This window comes from Micromonospora tulbaghiae (assembly GCF_900091605.1).
Classification (GTDB): Bacteria; Actinomycetota; Actinomycetes; order Mycobacteriales; family Micromonosporaceae; genus Micromonospora; species Micromonospora tulbaghiae.
The window spans coordinates 219,324-240,667 of sequence record NZ_FMCQ01000003.1; the positions used below are offsets into that span (position 1 = coordinate 219,324).

Sequence of the window (21,344 nt, forward strand, 5' to 3'; positions counted from 1 at the left end):
GCCTCTCCCTGCATTGAAACCGAGAGGGGTCCACCGTGTCCATCGTCCGAAGAGTGCTCGGCGCACTCACCGTGGCGGCCCTGGCCGTCACCGTCTCACCCGGCGCGGCCGGCGCGGCCGAGGAGCCGGCAGGTGTCCTCCACCTGACCGTCATCGCGCCCGACGGCACCCCGAGCCAGGGCAGTGTCGACGTGGTGGCCGCGGACAGCGGCTACGACGTCCAACTGCTCCAGTTGGACGAGTCCGGGCAGCTGCGCGTGGAGGTGCCGGCCGGCGACTACAAGATCGCCATCAGTCCCGGGTACGTCGATCCCGACCTGCCCGACGACTCGCTGCGGCAGTGGGTGCCGGGCCGGACGGACTGGGCGGGGGCCGGAACGGTCCGGGTGTCCGCGGGGGGCACGACGGACGTCTCCGAGCGCCTGCTCACGCCCAGCCCGTTGACCCTGCGGGCGCGTGACGCGGTCACCGGCGCCCCGATCGACCGCGTCTGCGTGTACGTCGACACCCGCCGCAACCTGTGCGGCGACGGTGAGGTGACAGTGCCGCCGCTCGTCCCCGGTCCGCAGGAGGTACGGGTCTACACCGACGACTATTCCCACCTGCCCCGCGACACCACCGTGACCGTCCTGGCCGACGGCAGCGGCAGCGCGGTGGTCGACCTGACCCCGGCCGCGCACGTGGTGTCCCGGGTGGTCGACGCGGCGACCGGCGCGCCCGTCGCCGGGGCCTGTGTGACGCCGGCGCCCGCCGGCACCGGCGAGCTTCCGGACAACCCTGGACGGTACTGCTCCGACGCCTCCGGGAACGTCCGCGTCGGCCTGGTCGAGGCCGGCTCCTGGAACCTGTTCGCCCGCCCCGCCGGCGGATCGGGGTACGGCGCGCAGTGGGTCGGCGCGACCGGCGGCACCGGTGACGCGAAGCAGGCCCGGGTGGTCACCCTCCGCGCCGGGCAGACGGTCACCGTGCCCCCGATCCGGCTCGACCGCGCCGGTGTAGTCACCGGCACCGTGACCAGTGCGGCCACCGGCAGGCCGGCGACCTCCGGCACCGTGACGCTCGCGCTCGGGTCCGGCTTCTTCCCGGAGTGGGGAACGGACCTGGACGCGCAGGGCCGCTACCGGATCGACTGGCTCGGGCCGTACGCCTGGCCGCTGCTGTTCACCACCGCCGACAACGCCACCCAGTGGTCCGGCGGGTTCGCCCTGCGGGGCAAGGCCGTGCCGGTCACGGTGCGGGCCGGCGCCACCACCGTCTACAACCTCGCCGCGCGGCGAGGTGTCCTGGTCACCGGCCGGCTCGTCGACCCGGAGGGCCGCCCGGTGGCCGCGGAGCTGACGGTGCGCAACGCGCGTACCCGTGAGGTCATCGGCCGCACGTTGGATCGCGACGGCGAGTACGCACTGCGCGTGCTCGGCCCCCAGCCGGTCACCCTGGCCTGGCTGTGGACGCCGCCGTACGTCAGCTACGCCGGCTGGTACGACGGCGCGGCCCGCCCGGCCGACGCCACCCAGGTGACACTGCCGGGCACCGGAACGCTGCGGCTTGACGTCGAGGTCGACCGGTACCCGGCCGGCTGAGCGGCGAGCCGGCTGAGTGACACGAGCCGGTTGAGTGACACGAGCCGGTTGATCGGCACGGGCCGGGTGGCGTGGCGGCCACCCGGCCCGGTGCCGGTCAGCGTGCCGAATCCAGCCGGGTCCGCTGCTCGGCGGTCAGCTCCAGGTCGACAGCGGCCAGGCTCTCCTCCAACTGCGCCACCGAGGAGAAACCGACGAGCGGGATCGACGGCTGGTCCCCGCCCATCAGCCAGGCCAGCACCACCTGGTTCAGGGTGGCGCCGGTCTCGGCGGCCACCGCCCGCAGCGCCGCCAGCCGGGCCGGGGTGGCGGGCACCACGTACTCCTCGCCGAGCCGCTCCGGCCTGGCGTACGCGCCCTTCAGCAGCGGCGAGTACGCGACCAGCGTGAGCTGCGGCTCCGTACGCAGGTAACTGAGCAGGTCGGGGCCGACCCAGCCGACGTCGCCGTCCGGGTCCAGCTCGCTCGGCACGTCCAGACGCCGGGGCAGATAGCTGCGGTGGTACTGGAGCACCTCGTACCCGGGCAGGCCCGCCGCGGCAGCGAGCGCGCGGGCCCGCTCGACCCGCCAGGCGCGGTGGTTGCTGGCGCCCAGCAGCCCGACCGTGCCCTCGGCGACCAGCTCGGCGAAGCCCTCCACGGTCTCCCGCATCGGGATCGTCCGGTCCTCGATGTGGGCGTAGAGCAGGTCGATCCGCTCGACGCCGAGGCGCTCCCGGCTGCGTTCGGCGGACTCGCGGATCACCTTGGCCGACAGCCCTTCCGGGTTGTCGACATAGCTGGTGCCCGGCGCGAGCGGGCGGGCACCCAGCTTCGTGGCGATGACCACCTCGCCGCCGATGCCGCGGCTGCGCCGCCAGCGGCCGAGCAGCTCCTCGCTCTCGCCACCCTGGCCCCCGTTCTGCCAGAAGGCGTAGTTGTCCGAGGTGTCGATGAAGGTGCCGCCCGCCTCGACGTACCGGTCGAGGATGGCGAACGAGGTGGCCTCGTCGGTGGCGGTGCCGAACAGCATCGCGCCGAGACTGAGCACACTGACCTCGCGGCGGGTGGCCGGGTCCGTGCCGATGGTGCGGTAGCGCATGTATTCCTCCCCGTCGGAGCTTTGCCGGTCACCCTGCCCCTTCGAGTGCGCGCGAAGTCAACAAGCGGAGGGGCTCCGGTCTCCCGGGGCCCCTCCGACGTGTGACTGCTCAGTTCGGGATGTAGTCGAACTCGTCCGGGTTCGGGCCCGTCCGCCCGGCCTCGGCCCGGTCCAGCGCGGTGAGCCGCTCCATCGCGGCGTCGTCGAGCGTGAAGTCGAAGATCGCGAAGTTCTCCTCGATCCGCTTCGGGGTGGTCGACTTCGGGAAGACGATGTCGCCGCGCTGCACGTGCCAGCGCAGCACCACCTGGGCCGGGGTCCGGCCGACCTGCTCGGCCACGTCGACGACTGTCGGGTCGCCGAGCACCTTGCCCTGCGAGATCGGCGACCACGCCTCGGTGAGGATGCCGTGCGCCTTGTCGTACCCCCGCACCTCCTCGTTGCCGAGGTAGGGGTGCGCCTCGATTTGGTTGACCGCAGGCACCACGTCCGCCTCGGCGGCCAGCCGCTCCAGGTGCGCGACCTGGAAGTTGGACACGCCGATCGACCTCACCGTGCCCTCGCGCTGCAGGTCTTCGAGCACCTTCCAGGTGGAGACGAAGTCGCCGTCGTAGCGGGTGGGCAGCGGCCAGTGGATCAGGAACAGGTCGAGGTAGTCGGACTTCAGCTCCCGCAGCGACTGCTCGAACGCCTTACGGGCGTCGTCCGGGCGGTGGAAGCCGTTGTTCAGCTTGCTGGTGACGAAGACCTCGCCGCGGTCCAGCCCGGAGGCGCGCAGCGCCTGACCCACCTCGGCCTCGTTGCCGTACATCTGGGCGGTGTCGATGTGCCGGTAGCCGACCTCTAGCGCGGTGCCGACAGCCCGGGCGGTGTCCTTCGGCTCGATCTGGAAGACGCCGAAGCCGAGCTGCGGGATGGTGTTGCCGTCGTTGAGTGCGATGTCCGGAATGCCGTTCTGGGCCATGAGAGCCTCATCTCCGATCGTGCGGTGCCCGGGGGCGCGTCCGTGCCGACTGCCCCCGGTCGTGCCAACCGGATGTCTCTACCCGCTCGCCGCGCTTCCTCACATCGGGGACGAGCGTCAACCCCAGATCGACCGCGCCCACTCGGGGTGGTCGACGAACGGGTTCCGGTTGCCCTGCCAGCGTTCGTAGATGCGCTGGTTGCGGCGCTTCTCGAAGGTGTCCGGCGGATCCTGGTCGTTCCAGGCCAGCAGCTTCGACAGCCGCCCGAGCCGGGGCGTGGAGCCGTTCGACACCGAGTCGTTCGGTTCCAGGTCCGGCCAGCCGTCGCCGCCCTCGTACCGGATCGCCATGTAGAGGATCATGCGGGCCACGTCGCCCTTCACCGCGTCGCGCGGCTCGAACGAGTCGGCGTCGGTGTAGCAGCCGGGCGCCTCGGCCACCGCGCCGCCGCCCGAGTCGAAGTCCTTGTTGCCGCGCAACGAGTTGACCGACACGTCCTCCGGCCGCAGGTGGTGCACGTCGGTGCCGGGACCGGTGGCGGTGCCGAAGTCGCCGTGCGACTTGGCCCAGACGTGCTCCCGGTTCCAGTCGTTCGCGCCGCCGCCGTTGCTGGTCTTGCTCTGTGAGCGTCCGCTGTAGAGCAGGATCACGTTGGACGGGTTGGCCGGATCCTGGTCGGTGTCCTTGAGCGCGTGCCACACCTGGTCGTAGCTGAGCTTCGTCTGCACCTTGATGATGCCGTGCAGCGCGGTGCGCAGCGCCGGCCCGGTCCGGCCGGCCGCGGCCGCGTAGTACGCGTCCGGCACGGCGGTGCCGGTCGGGCCCGGGGTCGGCGTGGGGCTCGGCGTGGCGCCGCCGCCGAGGCTCATCGCGGTCGGGTTCTTCAGCCCGCCGTGGCTGAAGTACGCGGTGAGCGCGCCGGTCGCGGTCACCTGCCGCCCGCGCAGGGACGGGTTGGTGAGCAGCCCGAAGGTGCTCCGCCAGGCGGCCGTCACCTGCACGTACAGCATCCGGCCGGTGCCGGTCTCGCCGGCCTGGTCGGCGAGGGCGACAGCGGTGTCCGCGGTGAAGCCGGACGTGAGCACCGTGTTGGTGGCGGTGGGCTGACCGATGACGTAGCCGGTGACGGTGGCCGTCCGGCCGTCCTGGGCGGCGAGCGCCTGCGCCACGGTCAGGGGCGTCGCGGCCGACGCGGCACCGGTCACGCCGAGCGGGATCCCGACCGCGACGGCGAGCACGACCGCCGCGATCAACCGCCCGGGTCGCGAGCGGGTGACGCGCTTCATATTCATGATCAGCGATGCTAGTCGGGATGCGGCGAACTGCGGGAGGTCACCGGGCCAACTTTTCGTCCCGGCCGGCCTCGAACAGCACCGGCCAGGGCCGGGTCGCCGGGGCGAGAAGCGCCGGCCCGCCCTGTTCGTCGGGCGCGGCGAGCGTCTCGGTGGCGAGGTGGCCGAACATCGGCGCGGCCGGGTGCGCCGCCCGGATCGGCCAGGCCGCCGAGATCCGCCGGACCAGTGGCGCGCCGGCGATCGGTCGCCAGGCGACACGTGGTTCCCGGCGGGCCAGCGCGGCGGGCTCGACGGCCACCGCGCCGCCGGCCAGGAGCAGGCCGAACAGGAACTCCGGGTTGCGCGCGGGGCGGACCCGGGCCGGGGCGAAACCGTGCTGCCGGCACACGGTCAGCAGATGCTCGTGCCAGCCGGGCGCGGTGACCGCCGGCGCGGTGACCAGATCCATGCCGGCCAGATCGGCGAGCGCGATCTCCCGCGGCCGGGCCAGCGGAGACGCCCGGGGCAGCAGCACACCTACCGGCACGTCCACCGGCTCGCCGAAGCGCAGCCCGGCCCCGTCGACCGGATGGTGCAGCAGGCCGACGTCCAGCCGCCCGTCCGCAAGCATCCGGTGCTGCTCGGCGCTCGTCAGTTCGTGCAGGTCGAGGGCGAGCCCGGGCGCGCGGGCCGCGAGCGCGTCGAGCAGCGCACGCAACGTCACGGCCGGGGTCTCCGGGGGTACGCCGGCGCGCAGCACCCCGAGCGCGCCCCGCCGAACCCGCTCGGCGAGGTGACGCAGCCGGCGTTCACCGGCCAGCAGTTCGTCGGCCTCGCCGAGCAGCAACTGGCCGGCGGTGGTGAGGCCGACCTGGCGCTGCGACCTGTCGAACAGGGTGACGCCCAGCTCCCGTTCCAACCGCTGGATCGACTGGCTCAGCGGTGGCTGCGCCATGCCCAGCGTCTCGGCGGCCCGGCCGAAGTGCAGTTCCCGGGCGACCACCACGAAATGCCGCAGGTGCCGCAGCAGATCCATCCGGGCACCCTAGCGTCGCCGCTCGTTACCGTGTCGGCGTGGATGCGGGGGAGCGGGTCGCGGAGATCTTCGGGCGGGCCGGGTTGCGGGGTTGCCTGCACGTCGTGGACGTGGACGACCCGGCGGGCGGTGAAGTGGCGCTGCGCGCCGACGAGCAGATCGTCATCGCGTCCATCTTCAAGATCATGCTGGTGCTTGAGTTCGCCCGGCAGGCCGCCGCCGGGCAGCTCGACCCGACCGAACGGGTGGTGGTCGGTCCCGCCGACCGGCTCGGGGGCTGGGGTGTGGCCGGCTGCGCCGACGACGTCGAGATCTCCCTGCGTGACCTCGCTTATCTGGCCATGTCGGTGAGTGACAACACGGCGGCCGACCTTCTGCTGCGGCGGGTCGGCGCGGACGTGCTGCCGATGCTGGCCGCGGAGCTGGACCTGCCGCGCACCCGGATCGTCGGCGGCCCCCGGCAACTCGCCGAGACGATGCTCTCCGACGTGGGCGCGCGCACCGAGGCGGACTTCGCGCGGATCTTCCCCACCCTGTCGCCCGAACGGATCCGCGCGATGCGGGTCTTCGACCCCGAGCACACCAGCTCCAGCACCGCCCGCGAGCTGACCCGGCTGCTCCGTCTGGTGTGGCGGGACGAGGCCGGCCCGGCGCCCGCGTGCGCCATGGTCCGGGAGCTGATGGCACGGCAACTCTTCTGGACCCGGCTGGCCGCCGGCTTCCCACCCGGGGTTCGGGTCGCCGGGAAGACCGGCACCCTGCCGGGACTGCACCTCGAAGCCGGCGTCGCGGAGTACCCCGACGGTCGCAGGTATGCGATCGCGGTGGCCGTACGCACCGAACGGCTGGCCGCCCGCCGGATCGACGTGGACCTGGCGATGGGGGAGGCGGCCCGCACCGCCGTCGAGTCGTTGCGCTGATCCAGCTCGGCGCATCGGTGCTGAGCTGCGGTGATATCGGTTCGGATATCGGTCGTTGCGCTCGTCGATCTTGGACATCACCGTCAGCCGGGTGATGGGCTGGGCCTACCGATCACCGATCCCGAACGGGGAGGACGACACATGCCCGAGAACCGGCCGTCCGGCTACGCCCGCCGTCGACTTCTGCGCGACACCGCCGTCGGCGCCGCCGCCGTCACCACCGCCGGACTCGTCGCCGGCACCCCGGCGGGAGCCGCCGGGCGGGGCCCCGTCGCCGCGCCGAGCCGCGCCGCCGGCGGTACGCGACGCGGCGGCGCGGTGAGTTTCCGCTGGTGGGGCACCTCCGGCTGGCGCATCGACATCGGGGACCGGACGGTGCTCGTCGACCCGTACCTGAGCCGGTACGACACCGGTCTGTTCCGGAAGGCGTTCAACCCCGGCACCCGGCTGACCGTGGCGGCCGACGTGGTCGACCGGCTCGCCGACCGGGCCGAGAACATCCTGGTCACCCACACCCACTGGGACCACTTCAACGACGTGCCGCACATCGCCGCCCGGACCGGCGCCCGCGTCTTCGGCACGCTCACCGCCTACCACCTCGGGCTGGCGTACGAGTTGCCGGCCGGGCAACTGGCTCCGGTCAAGGGCGGAGAGGTGCTCGACTTCGACGGGTACACGGTGGAGGTGGTCGGCTCGCTGCACAGCCGGAATCCCACCTGGTCGATGGCCTTCCCGGGGGTACGGGTCAGCCGGCCGCCCCGTCCGGAGACGATCGCCGACCTGCCCGAGGGCGACACGCTGGCGTACCAGATCCGGATCGACGGCGGGCCGTCGGTGTTCTTCATGGGTGCCAGCGACTTCGACGAGCGCAAGCTGAGCGGGCTGGCCCCGGACGTCGCGATGGTCGCCTCCGCCGCCAGTACGTCGACCGCCGACTACGTGCCCCGGCTGATGGCCGCGCTGGGCCGTCCGAAGGTCGTGGTGCCGGTGCACTGGGACAACTTCGAGACGCCGCTCACCAACCCGCCGACGGTCGCCGACAGCGACCGGGAACGCCTCGACGCCCTCGTCGCCGAGGTGCGCCGGGTCTCGCCGCGCAGCCGCGTGCTGGTGCCCGAGTACCACACCGCGTACCGGTTCTGACGGCGTCGTTCAGGAGGCCGCCAGCCGGGCGTAGACGTCGCCGGAGCGACCGGCCGGGCGGTACGTCTCCAGCAGGCGCACCAGCTCGGCCGCGTCCAGCCACCGGTCGCTCGCGAACCGCATGGTCTCCACCGGCGAGTAGTTGTAGCGGTAGCCGCCTGCCGTCGCGCCCAGCCGTTCCACCAGCTTCAACGCGGCCAGCGCGGCGTCGTGCGCGGGCGGCAGGTACTCGAAGGACAGCCCGCGTACCGGACGGCTGAGCCCGGCGAGCACGTCGACCTCGAAGCCCTCGACGTCGACCTTGCAGAATGCCGGTACGCCGTGCCGCTCGATCAGGTCGTCCAGCGTCACGACCGGCACCTCGACCGACCGGTCCCACCGGACACCGGCGAAGCTCGGGTCGGCGGTGACCGACTCGATCCACGACGACGACATGGTGGACACCGTCGGCGTCGCGCTGGACAGCTCCAGCCGCGCGCTCCCGGACCGCGCACCGACAGCTGTCGGCTCGATCATCACGTCGGCGTCCCGCCCGAAGCCCAGGCGCAGCACCCGCAGGCAGTCGGGCTGCGGCTCCACAGCGACCACCCGCGCGCCCAGCCGCCGCCAGGTACGCACCCGGCCGCCCACGTGGGCGCCGATGTCGAAGCCGAGGTCGCCGGGGGAGAGGAACTGCCCGTAGAGCTGCCGGGCACGCCGGTGCTTGGCCGGCTGACCGTGGTAGACGGCCAGGGAGCGGGTGATCCCCCAGGCCCGAGCGAGCATCGTCACGACATCCCTAACTGTGAGTGGTGGACTTCGGTCCGAACGCGTTCAGGAACCGGTCGCGGAACGACTCCATCGGCCAGACCGGGGCCTGCGGGCCGGGGTTGAGGCCGTCCTGCCAGCCCCACCCGCCGATCCGGTCGAGCACGGCCGGGTCCTTCGCGACGACTGTGATCGGCACGTCCTTGCCGGCGCCCTCACCGGTGACCGCGCGGGCCGGCTGGTGGTCGCCGAGGAACACGAGCACCAGATTCTCGTCGCCGTACCGCTGGACGTAGGAGATGAGCGTGCGCAGCGAGTACACGACGGCCCGCCGGTACGCCTCCCGGGTGCCCTCCGCCGAGCGGTCGGCGCGCGCGGTCCCCTTGTACACCGAGCCGTCGCCGACGTCGTCCCAGTCGACCAGCGGCGGTACCGGCGTCCACGGCACGTGGCTGGACAGCAACGGGATCTCGGCCATCACCGGGGCGTGCCCGGGTCCGCGTTCGCGGCGCTGGAACGTCGACAGCGTGTACTGGTCCGGCGGTGAGGAGAAGCTGAACAGCGGCCCCCGGTAGCCGAGTTCCTTCATGCCGTACACCTGGTCCGGGGAGAAGAATTCGGCCTCCGGCCAGGCCCGGGTGAGCGCCGGCATGACCAGCGTGGTGCGCCAGCCGGCGCGCTTGAACGCGCCGTTGAGGGTCAGGTGGTCGCTGCGGACCAGGTTGGTGTAGCGCAACTGGTTGTCCGTCCGGATGCCGCTCATCAGCGTGGCGTGCGCGAGCCAGCTCCCGCCGCCGGTGGTGGACGAGGTGAGGAACGCGCTGCGGCTGCCGTATCCGGCCGCGCGCAACTGCCGGGTTCCCTCGTCCAGGACGGCGTCCACCTCCGGCGCGAGGTCCGGATCCTCCAGCGCGACCCGGCCGTAGCTCTCCACGAACGTGAACAGCACGTCCTTGCCGCGCAACGCGGTCAGCAACTGCTCGCCCGGCACGTTCTGGAACGGGTCGCCGGCGAGCTGGGTGTTGAGCGTCTCCTGGTCGTTGAGGCCCGCCCGTACCTGCCGCCCTCGGTCGTAGAGACCGGCCGCGACCGTGTCGGCGGCGACCGGGACGCCCGGCACGATCTGCGCGCCGAGCACGGCGCAGACCACCCAGGCGGCGGCGAACGCGGTGGTCGCGCGCGCGGTCACCACCCGGTGGCCGGCCACGACCCGGGTCAGCCGCCGCACCGACAGCGTCACCAGCAGCGGTACGGCGAGGACGGCGACCACCGCCAGCGCCACAGCGCCCACCTCGGCGGCGCGACCGTACGACTCGGACAGGAACTCCGCGCCCGCGCCGAGGAACGTCCAGTCGGCGATCAGGTCGAAGGGGCGGTCCAGGACCAGCGAGAACCCGAGGTCGGTGACCTTGAGGACGAGGACCAGGCCGAGCAGCGCGCCGAGAATCGTGGCCACCACCCGGCGCGGACGTGCCGGCAGGACCAGCAGCAGGGCGACGGCGATCAGCCCTTCCACCGGGATGCGCAGGAACGCGCCCGGGCCGAACTCGTTGACGTCGCTCGGCGCGACGAGTGCCACCAGCACGAGCGCGGCGGCGAGCGCGGTGACCGTGGCGGTGAGCACCCGCCGGAACCGCCGTCCGCCGGACGCCGCGATGCCGTCGGTGGTCGTGCCGTTGTTCGCGGTGCCGATCGGGGCGTCGTCGTCGCCGTCCGTCCGGCGGGACGCGTCGGTCACCGCTGCCGCCCGCCGACCTCGGCGGGCTGGCGCGCGATCCGCACGCCCGGTGTCCACTCGGGCCGGTGACCCGCCGGCGCGGGGGAGACCGGCGCGGCCGGGAGCGCCACCGGGCGCGGTGCCGGCCGTGCGCCGTGCCGCCACAACCAGCCGACGTCACGGCCGAACGACTCGACGAGCATCGCGAGCGCGCCGAGAAGCACCGCGACTGCGAGTGGCCGGGGCAGGACGCCCGCCGCCACCACCGCCAGCACGATGCCCTGCGTGGCGGCGACCACCTTGCGCCAGTAGCGCGGCGGCAGCGAGCCGCGCATCCACGGCAGCACCCAGCCGGCGGCGACGAAGACGTACCGCATCGCGCCGATCACCAGCACCCAGGCGCCCACCTGGTCGGCGACGTACCCGCAGAGGACCAGGACGAGGAAGGAGTCGACCTCCATGTCGAACCGGGCGCCCAGCGCACTCACCGTCCCGGTACGCCGGGCCACCTGCCCGTCGACCCAGTCGAGCGACAGCGCCACGGCGCTCAGCACGACCAGGACCGGCACCGCGATCGGCTCGCGGAACGAGTCGACAGTCAACGCGGCCACGCCGCCGGCGAGCGTCGCCCGGGTGAGCGTCACCCAGTCGGCCGGCCCGAGCCGGTCCGCACCCGAGCGGCGCAGCCCGTATCCGAGCGCCGCGACCATCACCACCCCGAAGAGCAGACCGGCCAGCCAGCCGTACGCGCTCAGGCCGACCGTGCCGGCCAGGGCCGCGAGTACGCCGACCTGGAGAATCGCCCCCGCGAATGGATCAGTTCGAAGTGCGGACACCATGCCTCCGAGGTAGACGTCACGAACCACACCTGTGTACGGAGAACATGCCCGAACGGTTCGTTCTGATACCGGAAACGCGCCAGCAGAAGTGGCGGCATCAGCAGCTCCGCGCGCTTGTTCGCTTGCACGTAAGTACGTACTTCCGTACTCTCGCTGCCGTGGCAAGCGTGGAGGAACGGCTCGCGGCCCTGGAGACGCAGGTGGCCCGGCTGGTCGGGGAGCGGGACGCCGGAGCCGGCGCGACGACCGGTGAGGTCGCGCCGGGCGATGCCCTCTGGGCACTCGGCGGCCTGAAGCAGCGAATTCCCGCCGGCGGCGCCGGCGCGGTGCTCTACACCGGCACCGTCCGCACCGGGGACCGGAACTACGACTGGCAGTACGGCGCCACAGTCGACGACCTGCTCGACGACGACTGGCCGGCACTGGCCGGCACGCTCACCGCGCTGGCGCATCCGGTGCGACTCCGGCTGCTGCGCGAGATCCTCGGCGGGCGGCACGGCACCGCCGAACTGGCCGGCCTCGACGGGATCGGCACCACCGGTCAGCTCCATCACCACCTGCGGCAACTCGCCGCCGCCGGCTGGCTGCGCAGTGGTGCCCGCGGGCGCTACGACATACCGCCCGAGCGGGTGGTACCGCTGCTGGCCATCCTCACCGCCGCCCGCCGTTGACCCGGCCGGCCACTTCGACGGAAGGCAGCCCCATGCGTACCCCGATCGTTCTCGCCGTCGCCGCCGGCCTCGCCGCCTCGGCCGTGGCGGCGGTCCGGAAGCCCCGGCCGCCGCGACTGGGCCCGCAGCAGACCGGCGACGCGGACCTGGCCGCGACCGTCCGCGCCGCCGTCGACGACCCCGAGGGACTGCGCGGCCTCGCGGTGGCGGTGGTCGAGGGCGACCGGGTCCGCGTCGCGGGCCTCGGCGACCGGGCCCGCGGCGAGCCGGCCGTCGAACCGGGCACGCCGTTCGAGATCGGCTCGATCGCCAAGCCGCTCACCGGGATGCTCCTGGCCCGGCAGGTGGCGGCCGGTGCGGTCGACCCCGACGACCGGCTGGCCGCCGTCCTGCCCGGCGTGACCGGTCCGGCCGGCGACGTCACGCTCGCCGAACTCGCCAGTCACCGGGCCGGGCTGCCCAGGCTGGCCCTCGACTCCACGGGTGCGACGATCCGCACGTGGTGGGCGGCGTCCACGGCCGGGAACGCGTACGCCGGCTACGACGTGGACCGGATCGTCGCCGTCGCCGCGAACACCGAGCCGGGCGGAGACCGCGGCGCCGTCTCCTACTCGAACTTCGGCGCGGCACTGCTCGGCCAGGCGCTGGCGGCCCGGGCCGGCGTCGGCTACCCGGAACTGCTGCGGCGGGAGGTGCTGGGTCCACTGGGCATGGCCGGCACCCTGGTCGCCACCGACGCCGGGCACCTGCCGGCCGGGAGGGCCGAGGGCGCCACCGCCGCCGGCCGGGCCGCCGATCCGTGGCTGGGCGCGGGCTACGCGCCGGCCGGTGTCGGGATCTGGTCCACGGCCGAGGACCTGGCCCGGCTCACCGCCGCGATGCTCGCCGGCACCGCCCCCGGCGCCGACGCGGCCACGCCCCGCTTCGACGCCGGGGAAGACCGCCGGATCGGGTACGGCTGGTTCACCAGCCGGCACGGCGACCGGGAGATCGTCTGGCACGACGGGGGAACCGCCGGCTTCCGGGCGGTCCTGGGCTTCGACCGGGCCGCCGGCCGGGGCGTGGTGGTGCTCGGCAACACCACACGCGACGTGGACCCGATCGGCCTGCGACTGCTCGACGTCTGAGGCGACGCGGGTCAGCGGGCCCGGTCGGTGGTGTCCTCGTCGCGCCGGGCCAGCGCCGAACGGCGGTAGCCGTACAGCGCGTAGACGACCGCGCCGAGCAGGAACCAGACGCCGAACCGCAGCCACGTCACCGGGTCGAGGAACGTGATCAGCCAGATCGAGAAGATCACGCCGAGTGCCGGCACCACGGGCATACCGGGGAGACGGAACGTACGCGGCGCGTCCGGGCGGCGGTAGCGCAGCACGATCACCGCGACGCACACCACCACGAACGCGAGCAGGATGCCGATGTTCGTCAGCTCGGCGGCCTGCCGGATCGGCAGGAACCCGGCGATCAGCGCCGAGCCGACGCCGACGATCCAGGTGACCCGGGTGGGCACCCGGCGGACCGGGTGCACCTTGGCGAACCAGCCGGGCAGCAGCCCGTCCCGGCTCATCGAGAACCACACCCGGGTCACGCCGAGCATGAACGTGAACATCACGGTGAGGATGCCGATGATCGCCCCGACCGCGATCACACTGGCCAGCCCGGAGAGCCCGACCGAGGCGAACGCGGAGGAGAAGCCGCTCTCCGGGTCGATGTCCCGGTAGTTCTGCATGCCGGTGAGCACCAGCGTGGCCAGCACGTAGAGCACCATCGAGACGACCAGCGACCAGATGATCGCCTTCGGCATGTGCCGCCGGGCGTCCCGCGACTCCTCCGCGGCGGTGCTCATCGCGTCGTACCCGAAGACCGCGAAGAAGACAGTGGCCGCGCCGGTGATCGCGCCACCGACGCCGAACGGGAAGAACGGCGAGTAGTTGGCGGTCTTCACGTGGAAGAAGCCGACCACGATCACCAGCAGCACGACGGCGACCTTGAGGCCCACCACGAACGTCTCGAACCGCGCGGCCGCCCTGATGCCCCGGGTCAGCAGGAACGCGATGAGCAGGCAGAGCACCACAGCGAACAGGTCCACCCGGTGCCCGTCGCCGGTGCCCGGCGCGCCGAGCATCCAGGCCGGCAGGTCCGCGCCCAACTCGTTGACCAGGAAGCCGAAGTAGCCGGAGATGCCGATCGCCACGACGGCGACGATCGCCGTGTACTCCAGCAGCAGGTCCCAGCCGATGAACCAGCCGACCGCCTCGCCCAGCACCGCGTACCCGTAGGTGTAGGCCGACCCGGCCTTGGGGATCATGCCGGCGAACTCCGCGTACGACAGCGCGGCGGCGGCGCTGGCCAGGCCGGCGATCAGGAACGACACCAGCACGGCCGGGCCGGCTGTCTCGTTCGCCACCGCCCCGGCCAGCGCGAAGATGCCCGCGCCGATGATGCCCCCGACCCCGATCGCGGTGAGCTGCCACAACCCCAGCTCGCGGGAGAGGCCCTCGTCGGTCTCGTCGGCGATCTGCTCGACCGGCTTGCGCCGGAAGATGCCCTGTCCCACCGCCATGCCGGTCCCTCCCCGTCGCTCGCGTCATACCGCCCGGGGCCACCGCGTCCGACGAGCCGCGACCCCGTGCCATGGACGAACGTAAATCCTATGCGCGAAGATCGCAGCGCGACGGCGGCGCTCACCCCGGCGGTGGGCCGGCGACCAGCCGCCAGTACTGCCGTTTGCCCTCGTCGCGGACCACGACACCGAGCCGGGCCAGCTCCCCGTGCAGCTCCCGGGTCTCGCTGTCGTGGCCGCCGTCGAGCGCCCGCTGCCGGGCCCGCAGCAGGGCGTCCGCGCCGGGCGGCAGGTCGGGCAGACCTTTCACCCACCGCCGGTACGCGTCCCGGTGCGGGTCCTGGCCGGTCCACGGCCAGCCCTGCCGGGTGAACGCCGCGCGCAACCGCTCGGCGTCCAGGTCGGACTTCTCCCGGGCCAGCTCGCCGCCGGCGGTGTCGAGCAGCACCAGCGCCTTGCCGTCGACGAACACCCCGGCCACGTCGGCGCGGGCCAGGTCCCGGCCGTGCCCGTCGCGGTGCAGCCGTACCGATCGGTGGCCGACCGTGACGGTCAGCCGCTCGCGGACCGCCACCACCGCCAGGAGCAGGCCGCCGAGCACGCCCACCCCGATACCGATCGGGTACGACAGCTCGTCCGGCCACCGGGCGAGCAGCTCGAACAGGCCCTGGAACGGAAACCACGCCAGCCCGGCGATCCAGCCGGACAGCGCGGTCAGCCCGGCGGCCAGCCCCGCGCCGAACAGTGGGAACCCGGCCCAGAACAGCACCAGCTCGCCGCGTCCGCCGTCGACCACGACGTCCTCGCCGGGTTGCCAGGCGGCCACGGTCAGGACACCTCCCGGCGCATGGTGCGGACCAGGCCGGCGGCCAGCGGCAGGAGCACCCAGACGGCCAGCGAGACGCCGAGCCGGCCCCACTGCCCGCCGGTCATCTCGGCGCCGAGCAGCGGCTCCATGGTGAGCGAGGTGTCCAGCCAGCGGGCCGGCTCACGCAGCGCGGAGATCATCGCGGACAGCAGGCTCCACACGGTGGGCAGCAGCAGGTAGGCGACGATCGCCAGCGGCGTGTTCAGCAACAGCAGACCGAAACCGGCGCCCATCAACACGTTCGCCACCTGGAACACGGCCGCGTGCGGCAGCAGTTGCCAGTCGAAGACCCAGGCACCCGCCCCGCCGGTGGCGCCGGCGGCCAGCGTGCCGACGGCGGCGACCGCCAGGCTGACGAGCACCGAGGCGAGCGCGGCGAGCACCACCGCGGCGAGTTTGGCGACGATCACCCGCTCCCGGCGGGGCACCAGCGCGAACGTGGTGAGCGCGCTGCGCTGCGACCACTCGCCGGTGATGGAGAGGATGCCGAGCACCGGCAGCAGCAGCCCGACCGGCAGCAGCGACGGCGTGAAGAACGCGGTGAACGTCTGGTCCGGCGCGTCGAGGACGAACAGCTGCACCACCACGATCACGGCCGCGATCAGGCCGATCGTGATCAGCAACCAGCGTCCGGCCCGGGTGTCGGCGAGCTTGCGCAGCTCCACAGCGGTCAGCCGGGCCAGCGTCGGCCCGGCGACGGCGGCACCGGGACGCGGCGGCGCGGGGGTGCGGGTGGCGGTGGTCATCGGACGGCCTCCTTGGTCGACGCGCCGGCGGTGAGGGTGAGGAAGAGCTGTTCCAGGCCGCCGCTACCGGCCGGGCGCAGCTCGGTGAGGACCAGCCCGGCGTCCGCCGCGGCCTGACCGACCTCGCCCGGCTCGGCCCGGACGACGAAGCCGCCGTCGGTGCCGGCGGTGGCCGGCAGCGCGGCCCGCTCCAGCGTCAGGCGCAGGGCGTGCGCGTCGCGCGCGCGGACGAGCGTGCCGGCACCTGCGAGCAGCTCGTCCTTGCCGCCCTGGGCGACCACCCGGCCGCCGCCGATCACCACCAGCCGGTCGGCCACCGCCTCCACCTCGCGCAGCAGGTGCGAGGAGAGCAGCACCGTGCCGCCCCGGTCGGCGAAGTCGCGCAGCAGGCCGCGCATCCAGAAGATCCCCTCCGGGTCGAGGCCGTTGGCCGGCTCGTCCAGGATCAGGACCCGGGGGTCGCCCAGCAGCGCCAGCGCCAGGCCGAGCCGCTGCCTCATGCCCAGGGAGTACGCGCCGACGCGGCGCCGGGCGGCGGTGTCGTTCAGCCCTACCTGGTCGAGTGCCGCCGCCACCCGTCCCCGGTCGACGCCCATGGTGCGGGCGGCGAGCGTGAGCGTCTCCCGCCCGGTCCGCCCGGCGTGCTGCGCCGAGGCGTCGAGCAGCACGCCGATCTCCCGCCCCGGATTCGGCAGCTGCCGGTACGGGCGGCCGCCCACCGTGGCGCCGCCCGAGGTGGGCGGCGTCATTCCGCAGATCATCCGCATCGTGGTGGACTTACCGGCGCCGTTCGGCCCGAGAAAACCGGTCACCGAGCCCGGTTCGCACCGGAACGTGACGTCCTCGACGGCGGTGTGCGGGCCGTACCGCTTGGTGAGCTGGTCGACTTCGATCATGCCGCCGAGCCTGCCGGGGCCACCCGGTCACGCGCTGCGGCCGGCGGTCGGCGCCGCCGTCGACCTCGGTTCACCCCAGGCGTCGACTTTGGTAGCTGGCAGCCGGTCCGGACGGCTTCCTAGCATGGACTCGTGACCAGCGCCGTCGTACCCGATCACCCCTGGCTCCTGCCGGGCTCCCTGGTGCCCGCCCGCGCCCCGCGGCGGACCCCACGGGACTGGTTCGTGGACAGCGTGCTGTTCGTGGCCTCGCTGCTCTGGGTGCTGATCACGCACGCCGACGTCACCAGCGTCACCCCGGAGTTCGGGCTCAATGCCGGTCCGGCCTGGCTGGAGGAGGTCGACCTGCTGATCGGCCTGCTGGTCAGCGGTGCGCTCTGGCTGCGCCGGCGCTGGCCGGTCGGGCTGGCGGTGGCCACCGCGCCGCTCGTGTTCTTCTCGGTCACCTCCGGCGTCGCGTTGCTCGTCATCACGTTCACCGTCCTGGTCCACCGGCCGCTGCCGCTGGGCCTGGCCCTGGTCGGCTGGAACCTGCTGAGCCTGCCGGTCTACCTCGCCGTCCGGCCCGACCCGACGATGCCGTTCTGGGCCGCCGTGGTCTGGACCGCGCTGCTCATCGGTGTGGTGGTGGCGTGGGCGCTGTTCGTCCGGGCCCGCCGCCAGCTCGTGCTGTCGCTGCGCGACCGCGCCGAACGGGCCGAGGCCGAACAGCAGCTCCGGCTCGACCAGGCCCGACAGCTCGAACGCGGCCGGATCGCCCGGGAGATGCACGACGTGCTCGCCCACCGGATCTCCCTGCTCAGCCTGCACGCGGGCGCGCTGGAGTTCCGGCCGGACGCGCCGCCCGAGGAGGTCGCCCGGGCGGCCGGGGTGATCCGGGCCAGCGCGCACGCCGCGTTGCAGGACCTGCGCGAGGTGATCGGCGTGCTACGGGCCGAGGTGGGCTCCGAGGCCACGCCCGAACGGCCGCAGCCGACGCTCGGCGACGTGCCCGCGCTCGTCGCCGAGAGCCGCGACGCCGGGGTACGGGTCGGCGTGGTGGACGAGGTGACCGAGCCGGAGGCGGTGCCCGCGGGCATCGGACGCAGCGCCTACCGGATCGTGCAGGAAGGGCTGACGAACGCCCGCAAGCACGCGCCCGGCGCGGTGGTGACGGTCCGGCTGGCCGGCGGTCCGGGGGACGGACTGGCGGTGGACATCCACAACCCGTGGCCGGTGGGTGCGCCCGCCACCGCGATTCCGGGCGCCGGCACCGGGCTGGTCGGGATCGCGGAGCGGGTCACGCTGGCCGGCGGCCGGCTCGAACACGGGCGGGACGCCGACGGCGGTTTCCGGCTGACCGCCTGGCTGCCCTGGGCGGCCCGGTGAGCGGGCCGGTGCGGGTGCTGATCGTCGACGACGACCCGCTGGTCCGGGGCGCGCTGTCGATGATCCTCGGCGGCGTGCCCGACCTGGCCGTGGTCGGCGAGGCCACCGACGGAGCCGAGGTGCCCGAGGCCGTCGCCGCGTACGCCCCGGACGTGGTGCTGATGGACATCCGCATGCCCCGGGTCGACGGGCTGTCCGCCACCGAGGCGCTGCGTGCCACCGCGGACGCGCCCGAGGTGCTGGTGCTCACCACCTTCGACGCCGACGAACAGGTGCTGCGGGCGCTGCGCGCCGGGGCGAGCGGCTTCCTGCTCAAGGACACCCCGCCGGCCGAGATCGTGGCCGCGGTGCGGCGGGTCGCGGCGGGGGAGGCGACGCTGTCCCCGGCGGTGACCCGCAAGCTCATCGCGCACGTCACCGGCACCGCGCCGGTGCCAGGCCCGGACCCGAAGCGGGAGCGGTCGGTACGGCTGCTCGACGGGCTCTCCGAGCGGGAGCGGGAGGTCGCGGTGCTGCTCGGCCGGGGCCGGACCAACGCGGAGATCTCCGCCGAGCTGTTCATGAGCGTGGCGACCGTGAAGGCGTACGTGTCGCGGCTGCTGACGAAGCTCGACCTGAACAACCGCGTGCAGGTGGCCCTGCTGGTCCAGGACGCCGGCCTGGTCTGACGCGCGGAAGCTCTCATCCGCGATACTCTCAGTGGTGAGAGTATCGTAGATGAGAGCATGAGGTTACGGCGTGGCCGGTTTCGTGGGCAGGACGCGGGAGCTGGCCCGGCTCGACGGCATGTTGGCGCGCGTCGAACGCGGCGGCCGGGCAGGTCGGCCCGGCCGGGCCCTGCTCATGCGAGGACGTCGCCGGGTGGGCAAGTCCCGCCTCGTGGAGGAGTTCGTCGAGCGCGCGGGCGTACCCCATCTCTTCTTCACCGCCTCGGCCCAACCCAGCCCCGCCGCCGACCTGCGGCTCTTCGTCGCGGCGGCCGCCGGCTCGACACTTCCCGGAGCGGGTCTGTTCGCCGGGCAGGCACCGGCCACCTGGGACGCGGCACTCACCCTCCTCGCCGCCGCGCTGCCCGCAGATCAGCCCAGCGTCGTCGTGCTCGACGAGATGCCCTACCTCATCGCCACCGATCCGGGTTTCGAGGGCACCCTCCAGAAGGTCTTCGACCGGGAGTTGTCCCGTCGCCCGGTCCTGCTGATCTGCGTCGGCTCGGACCTGGCGATGATGGAGGCGCTCAACGACTACGGCCGGCCGTTCCACCAGCGCGCGACCGAGATGGTCGTGCCGCCCCTGAGCCCCGGCGACGTGGGCGAGATGCTCGAGCTGCCGCCGGCGGATGCCATCGACGCGTACCTCGTCACCGGCGGCCTGCCGCTCGTCCTCGACGACTGGGCCCCCGGCGAGACCGTGCGCGACTACCTCGCCCAGGCCGTCCCGGACCCCACCTCCGCACTGCTCGTCAGCGGGGAACGGGCCCTCGCCGCCGAGTTTCCGCCGCAGTCCCAGCCGGGCGTGGTGCTGCGCGCCATCGGCTCCGGGGAGCGCACCGCCTCCTCCATCGCGCGGGCCGCCGGCGGAATCCCGCAGGCGTCGCTGCACCGTGCGCTCCGGCTGCTGACTGACAAGCGGGTCGTGGAGGCCACCCTCCCGCTGTCCACCCGTCCTTCGCGCGAGACCCGGTACGTGGTCGCCGATCCGTATCTCCGCTTCTGGCTCGCCTTCCTCGACCCCTACCTCGCCGAGATCGAGCGCGGTAGAGGGGATCTGACACTCGCCCGCATCCACTCGTCCTGGACCTCCTGGCGGGGACGTGCGGTCGAGCCGGTGATCCGGGAGTCGCTGCGCCGGCTGCCGCCGGGGCACCTGCCGTTCGAGACGGCGGTGGTGGGCGGGTACTGGACGCGTACCAACGATCCCGAGATCGACCTGGTCGGCGGTGACCGAAGCCCGGTGGCCAAGCGGATCACGTTCGTGGGCTCGGTCAAGTGGCTGGAGAACGGCGCGTTCGACGGTCACGACCTGGCCCGGCTGCTTCACCACCGCGCCCAGCTACCGGGCGCCGACGACCACACGCCGGTCGTCGCGGTGGTGCGCAGTGGCCGTGCGGTCGACGGTGTCACGGCGCTCGGGCCGGCCGAACTGCTCGCCGCGTGGCGGGATTGAACTGCTGCCGTTTCTCGGCCGTACCAGTGGTCGAGGATGTGGTGCGGCCGTTCCGCCGTACCGCTGCCGAGCTGCGGGAGGCCTGCCGTGCGAGTTGGTGAGCAGTCGACGGACCCCATCGACCAGATCCTGGGCGAGGTGCCGGTACCGGCGCCGTTGACCCCCGAGGACGTCCGCCTCGCGGTCCGGGCGGTGGTGGTGCACGCTGCCGAGGAGTGGCCCGCGGGGCCGAAGTGCCGCAACGACGGGTCGTCGTTCCCCTGCCGGTTGCATCGCTGGGGCCGGCGCGTGCTGGAGACACACGGTCTCAACGACCGTCAGATCGACGCGCTGATCCGGCACGGCAACCCGTTCGTGCACGTGCCGTTCCCGTTCGTGCTGACCGGGCCGTCCGGCGCCCGTCCGGCCGTCGGGCAGGTCGTCCGTCCCGGCGTACCCGGTCAGGCCGGACGCCCCGTGCCGGGACAGCCGGCACGGGCGGTGCCGGGCCAGACGGCCCGCCCCGCCGCCGCGGCCCAGGCGGCGCGCGGTCCGGTCCCGCGGGTCGCCGCGCCGCCGGTGCGGCCCGGTCTGCGGCCCGTCGCCGGCCGGCCGGCTCCCGCCGCCCGGCCCCGCTGGCCCCGGGCGAGCTGACTCCCGCCGCCCGGTTCCGGGCGGACCGCCCCCGGGCCCGCCCGGCCCGGGTGAGCTGACGCCCGGCGCCCGGTTCCGGTCGCGTCGACGCCCCGTCGCGGAGCGGCGTCGGTCGTGCCGGAGCATGCCGACGGCGG

20 protein-coding genes are annotated in these 21,344 nt (G+C 73.6%); 9 read left to right on the plus strand and 11 right to left on the minus strand.

Going from position 1 to position 21,344, the window contains the following annotated elements:
* Positions 1–35: 35 nt before the first annotated feature.
* Complete coding sequence (locus tag GA0070562_RS09935; protein ID WP_139135448.1) at positions 36–1,580, plus strand: MSCRAMM family protein; 1,545 nt, start codon at positions 36–38, stop codon at positions 1,578–1,580.
* A 97-nt stretch (positions 1,581–1,677) separates the two neighbouring features.
* Here the strand turns inward: GA0070562_RS09935 and GA0070562_RS09940 are convergent, their stop codons facing one another.
* The 4 genes from GA0070562_RS09940 to GA0070562_RS09955 form a co-directional block, all read right to left on the minus strand.
* Entirely contained in the window at positions 1,678–2,661 is a 984-nt protein-coding gene (locus tag GA0070562_RS09940) for an aldo/keto reductase (RefSeq protein ID WP_091418970.1), read from the minus strand.
* 109 nt (positions 2,662–2,770) lie between these two features.
* Positions 2,771–3,625 carry an aldo/keto reductase gene (locus GA0070562_RS09945; protein WP_091418974.1) on the minus strand — a complete coding sequence of 285 codons (855 nt, stop codon included), beginning with the start codon at positions 3,623–3,625 and terminating at the stop codon, positions 2,771–2,773.
* Positions 3,626–3,742: 117 nt separating this feature from the next.
* Positions 3,743–4,918, minus strand: coding sequence for an endonuclease (locus GA0070562_RS09950; protein WP_091418977.1), 1,176 nt, complete (start codon positions 4,916–4,918; stop codon positions 3,743–3,745).
* Between the two features lie 40 nt (positions 4,919–4,958).
* Positions 4,959–5,936, minus strand: coding sequence for a LysR substrate-binding domain-containing protein (locus tag GA0070562_RS09955; protein WP_091418980.1), 978 nt, complete (start codon positions 5,934–5,936; stop codon positions 4,959–4,961).
* 38 nt (positions 5,937–5,974) lie between these two features.
* Here GA0070562_RS09955 and GA0070562_RS09960 point away from each other — a divergent pair, with 38 nt between their 5' ends.
* Positions 5,975–6,856 carry a serine hydrolase gene (locus GA0070562_RS09960; RefSeq protein ID WP_091418982.1) on the plus strand — a complete coding sequence of 294 codons (882 nt, stop codon included), beginning with the start codon at positions 5,975–5,977 and terminating at the stop codon, positions 6,854–6,856.
* A 141-nt stretch (positions 6,857–6,997) separates the two neighbouring features.
* Positions 6,998–7,999, plus strand: coding sequence for an MBL fold metallo-hydrolase (locus GA0070562_RS09965; RefSeq protein ID WP_091418984.1), 1,002 nt, complete (start codon positions 6,998–7,000; stop codon positions 7,997–7,999).
* 9 nt (positions 8,000–8,008) lie between these two features.
* On the opposite strand, the gene GA0070562_RS09970 is transcribed toward GA0070562_RS09965, so the two are convergent.
* Genes GA0070562_RS09970 through GA0070562_RS09980 form a run of 3 tightly spaced genes read right to left on the minus strand, consistent with a single transcriptional unit; the run spans position 8,009 to position 11,302 of the window.
* Positions 8,009–8,764, minus strand: coding sequence for an FkbM family methyltransferase (locus GA0070562_RS09970; RefSeq protein ID WP_091420195.1), 756 nt, complete (start codon positions 8,762–8,764; stop codon positions 8,009–8,011).
* Positions 8,765–8,777: 13 nt separating this feature from the next.
* On the minus strand, positions 8,778–10,484 hold the full coding sequence (locus tag GA0070562_RS09975; protein WP_091418986.1) for an alkaline phosphatase family protein: 1,707 nt from the start codon (positions 10,482–10,484) through the stop codon (positions 8,778–8,780).
* Positions 10,481–11,302 (minus strand): CDP-alcohol phosphatidyltransferase family protein, encoded by an 822-nt coding sequence (locus tag GA0070562_RS09980; protein WP_225853253.1) that lies wholly within the window; start codon positions 11,300–11,302, stop codon positions 10,481–10,483. Before GA0070562_RS09980 ends, GA0070562_RS09975 begins: the two co-directional genes overlap by 4 nt.
* A gap of 158 nt (positions 11,303–11,460) precedes the next feature.
* Here GA0070562_RS09980 and GA0070562_RS09985 point away from each other — a divergent pair, with 158 nt between their 5' ends.
* Positions 11,461–11,973 carry an ArsR/SmtB family transcription factor gene (locus GA0070562_RS09985; protein WP_225853254.1) on the plus strand — a complete coding sequence of 171 codons (513 nt, stop codon included), beginning with the start codon at positions 11,461–11,463 and terminating at the stop codon, positions 11,971–11,973.
* A 32-nt stretch (positions 11,974–12,005) separates the two neighbouring features.
* Entirely contained in the window at positions 12,006–13,100 is a 1,095-nt protein-coding gene (locus GA0070562_RS09990; RefSeq protein ID WP_091418991.1) for a serine hydrolase domain-containing protein, read from the plus strand.
* An 11-nt stretch (positions 13,101–13,111) separates the two neighbouring features.
* Here the strand turns inward: GA0070562_RS09990 and GA0070562_RS09995 are convergent, their stop codons facing one another.
* The 4 genes from GA0070562_RS09995 to GA0070562_RS10010 all read right to left on the minus strand — a co-directional run bounded on the left by GA0070562_RS09995 (position 13,112) and on the right by GA0070562_RS10010 (position 17,043).
* Positions 13,112–14,533 (minus strand): amino acid permease, encoded by a 1,422-nt coding sequence (locus tag GA0070562_RS09995; protein WP_091418994.1) that lies wholly within the window; start codon positions 14,531–14,533, stop codon positions 13,112–13,114.
* A gap of 121 nt (positions 14,534–14,654) precedes the next feature.
* Positions 14,655–15,359: a YqeB family protein gene (locus tag GA0070562_RS10000; protein WP_091418996.1), complete on the minus strand. Its 705-nt coding sequence runs from the start codon at positions 15,357–15,359 to the stop codon at positions 14,655–14,657.
* Positions 15,360–15,361: 2 nt separating this feature from the next.
* Complete coding sequence (locus GA0070562_RS10005) at positions 15,362–16,147, minus strand: ABC transporter permease (RefSeq protein WP_091418999.1); 786 nt, start codon at positions 16,145–16,147, stop codon at positions 15,362–15,364.
* Positions 16,144–17,043, minus strand: coding sequence for an ABC transporter ATP-binding protein (locus GA0070562_RS10010; RefSeq protein ID WP_091419001.1), 900 nt, complete (start codon positions 17,041–17,043; stop codon positions 16,144–16,146). The genes GA0070562_RS10005 and GA0070562_RS10010 overlap by 4 nt, the downstream gene beginning before the upstream one ends.
* 132 nt (positions 17,044–17,175) lie before the next feature.
* On the opposite strand from GA0070562_RS10010, the gene GA0070562_RS10015 reads away from it, so the two are divergent.
* From GA0070562_RS10015 to GA0070562_RS10030, 4 genes are all read left to right on the plus strand, one after another.
* On the plus strand, positions 17,176–18,411 hold the full coding sequence (locus GA0070562_RS10015; protein ID WP_091419004.1) for a sensor histidine kinase: 1,236 nt from the start codon (positions 17,176–17,178) through the stop codon (positions 18,409–18,411).
* Positions 18,412–18,470: 59 nt separating this feature from the next.
* Positions 18,471–19,079: a response regulator gene (locus tag GA0070562_RS10020; RefSeq protein ID WP_419781094.1), complete on the plus strand. Its 609-nt coding sequence runs from the start codon at positions 18,471–18,473 to the stop codon at positions 19,077–19,079.
* Between the two features lie 70 nt (positions 19,080–19,149).
* Complete coding sequence (locus GA0070562_RS10025) at positions 19,150–20,574, plus strand: ATP-binding protein (protein WP_175438689.1); 1,425 nt, start codon at positions 19,150–19,152, stop codon at positions 20,572–20,574.
* A gap of 87 nt (positions 20,575–20,661) precedes the next feature.
* Entirely contained in the window at positions 20,662–21,207 is a 546-nt protein-coding gene (locus GA0070562_RS10030; protein ID WP_091419009.1) for a hypothetical protein, read from the plus strand.
* Positions 21,208–21,344 lie beyond the last annotated feature (137 nt).

Bases quoted from the DNA above. Each gene is read 5' to 3' on its own strand.
- GA0070562_RS09940 (WP_091418970.1), bottom strand. From the start codon at position 2,661: ATGCGCTACCGCACCATCGGCACGGACCCGGCCACCCGCCGCGAGGTC.
- GA0070562_RS09945 (WP_091418974.1), bottom strand. From the start codon at position 3,625: ATGGCCCAGAACGGCATTCCGGACATCGCACTCAACGACGGCAACACC.
- GA0070562_RS09950 (WP_091418977.1), bottom strand. From the start codon at position 4,918: ATGAATATGAAGCGCGTCACCCGCTCGCGACCCGGGCGGTTGATCGCG.
- GA0070562_RS09955 (WP_091418980.1), bottom strand. From the start codon at position 5,936: ATGGATCTGCTGCGGCACCTGCGGCATTTCGTGGTGGTCGCCCGGGAA.
- GA0070562_RS09965 (WP_091418984.1), top strand. From the start codon at position 6,998: ATGCCCGAGAACCGGCCGTCCGGCTACGCCCGCCGTCGACTTCTGCGC.
- GA0070562_RS09970 (WP_091420195.1), bottom strand. From the start codon at position 8,764: ATGCTCGCTCGGGCCTGGGGGATCACCCGCTCCCTGGCCGTCTACCAC.
- GA0070562_RS09980 (WP_225853253.1), bottom strand. From the start codon at position 11,302: ATGGTGTCCGCACTTCGAACTGATCCATTCGCGGGGGCGATTCTCCAG.
- GA0070562_RS09990 (WP_091418991.1), top strand. From the start codon at position 12,006: ATGCGTACCCCGATCGTTCTCGCCGTCGCCGCCGGCCTCGCCGCCTCG.
- GA0070562_RS09995 (WP_091418994.1), bottom strand. From the start codon at position 14,533: ATGGCGGTGGGACAGGGCATCTTCCGGCGCAAGCCGGTCGAGCAGATC.
- GA0070562_RS10005 (WP_091418999.1), bottom strand. From the start codon at position 16,147: ATGACCACCGCCACCCGCACCCCCGCGCCGCCGCGTCCCGGTGCCGCC.
- GA0070562_RS10010 (WP_091419001.1), bottom strand. From the start codon at position 17,043: ATGATCGAAGTCGACCAGCTCACCAAGCGGTACGGCCCGCACACCGCC.
- GA0070562_RS10020 (WP_419781094.1), top strand. From the start codon at position 18,471: ATGATCCTCGGCGGCGTGCCCGACCTGGCCGTGGTCGGCGAGGCCACC.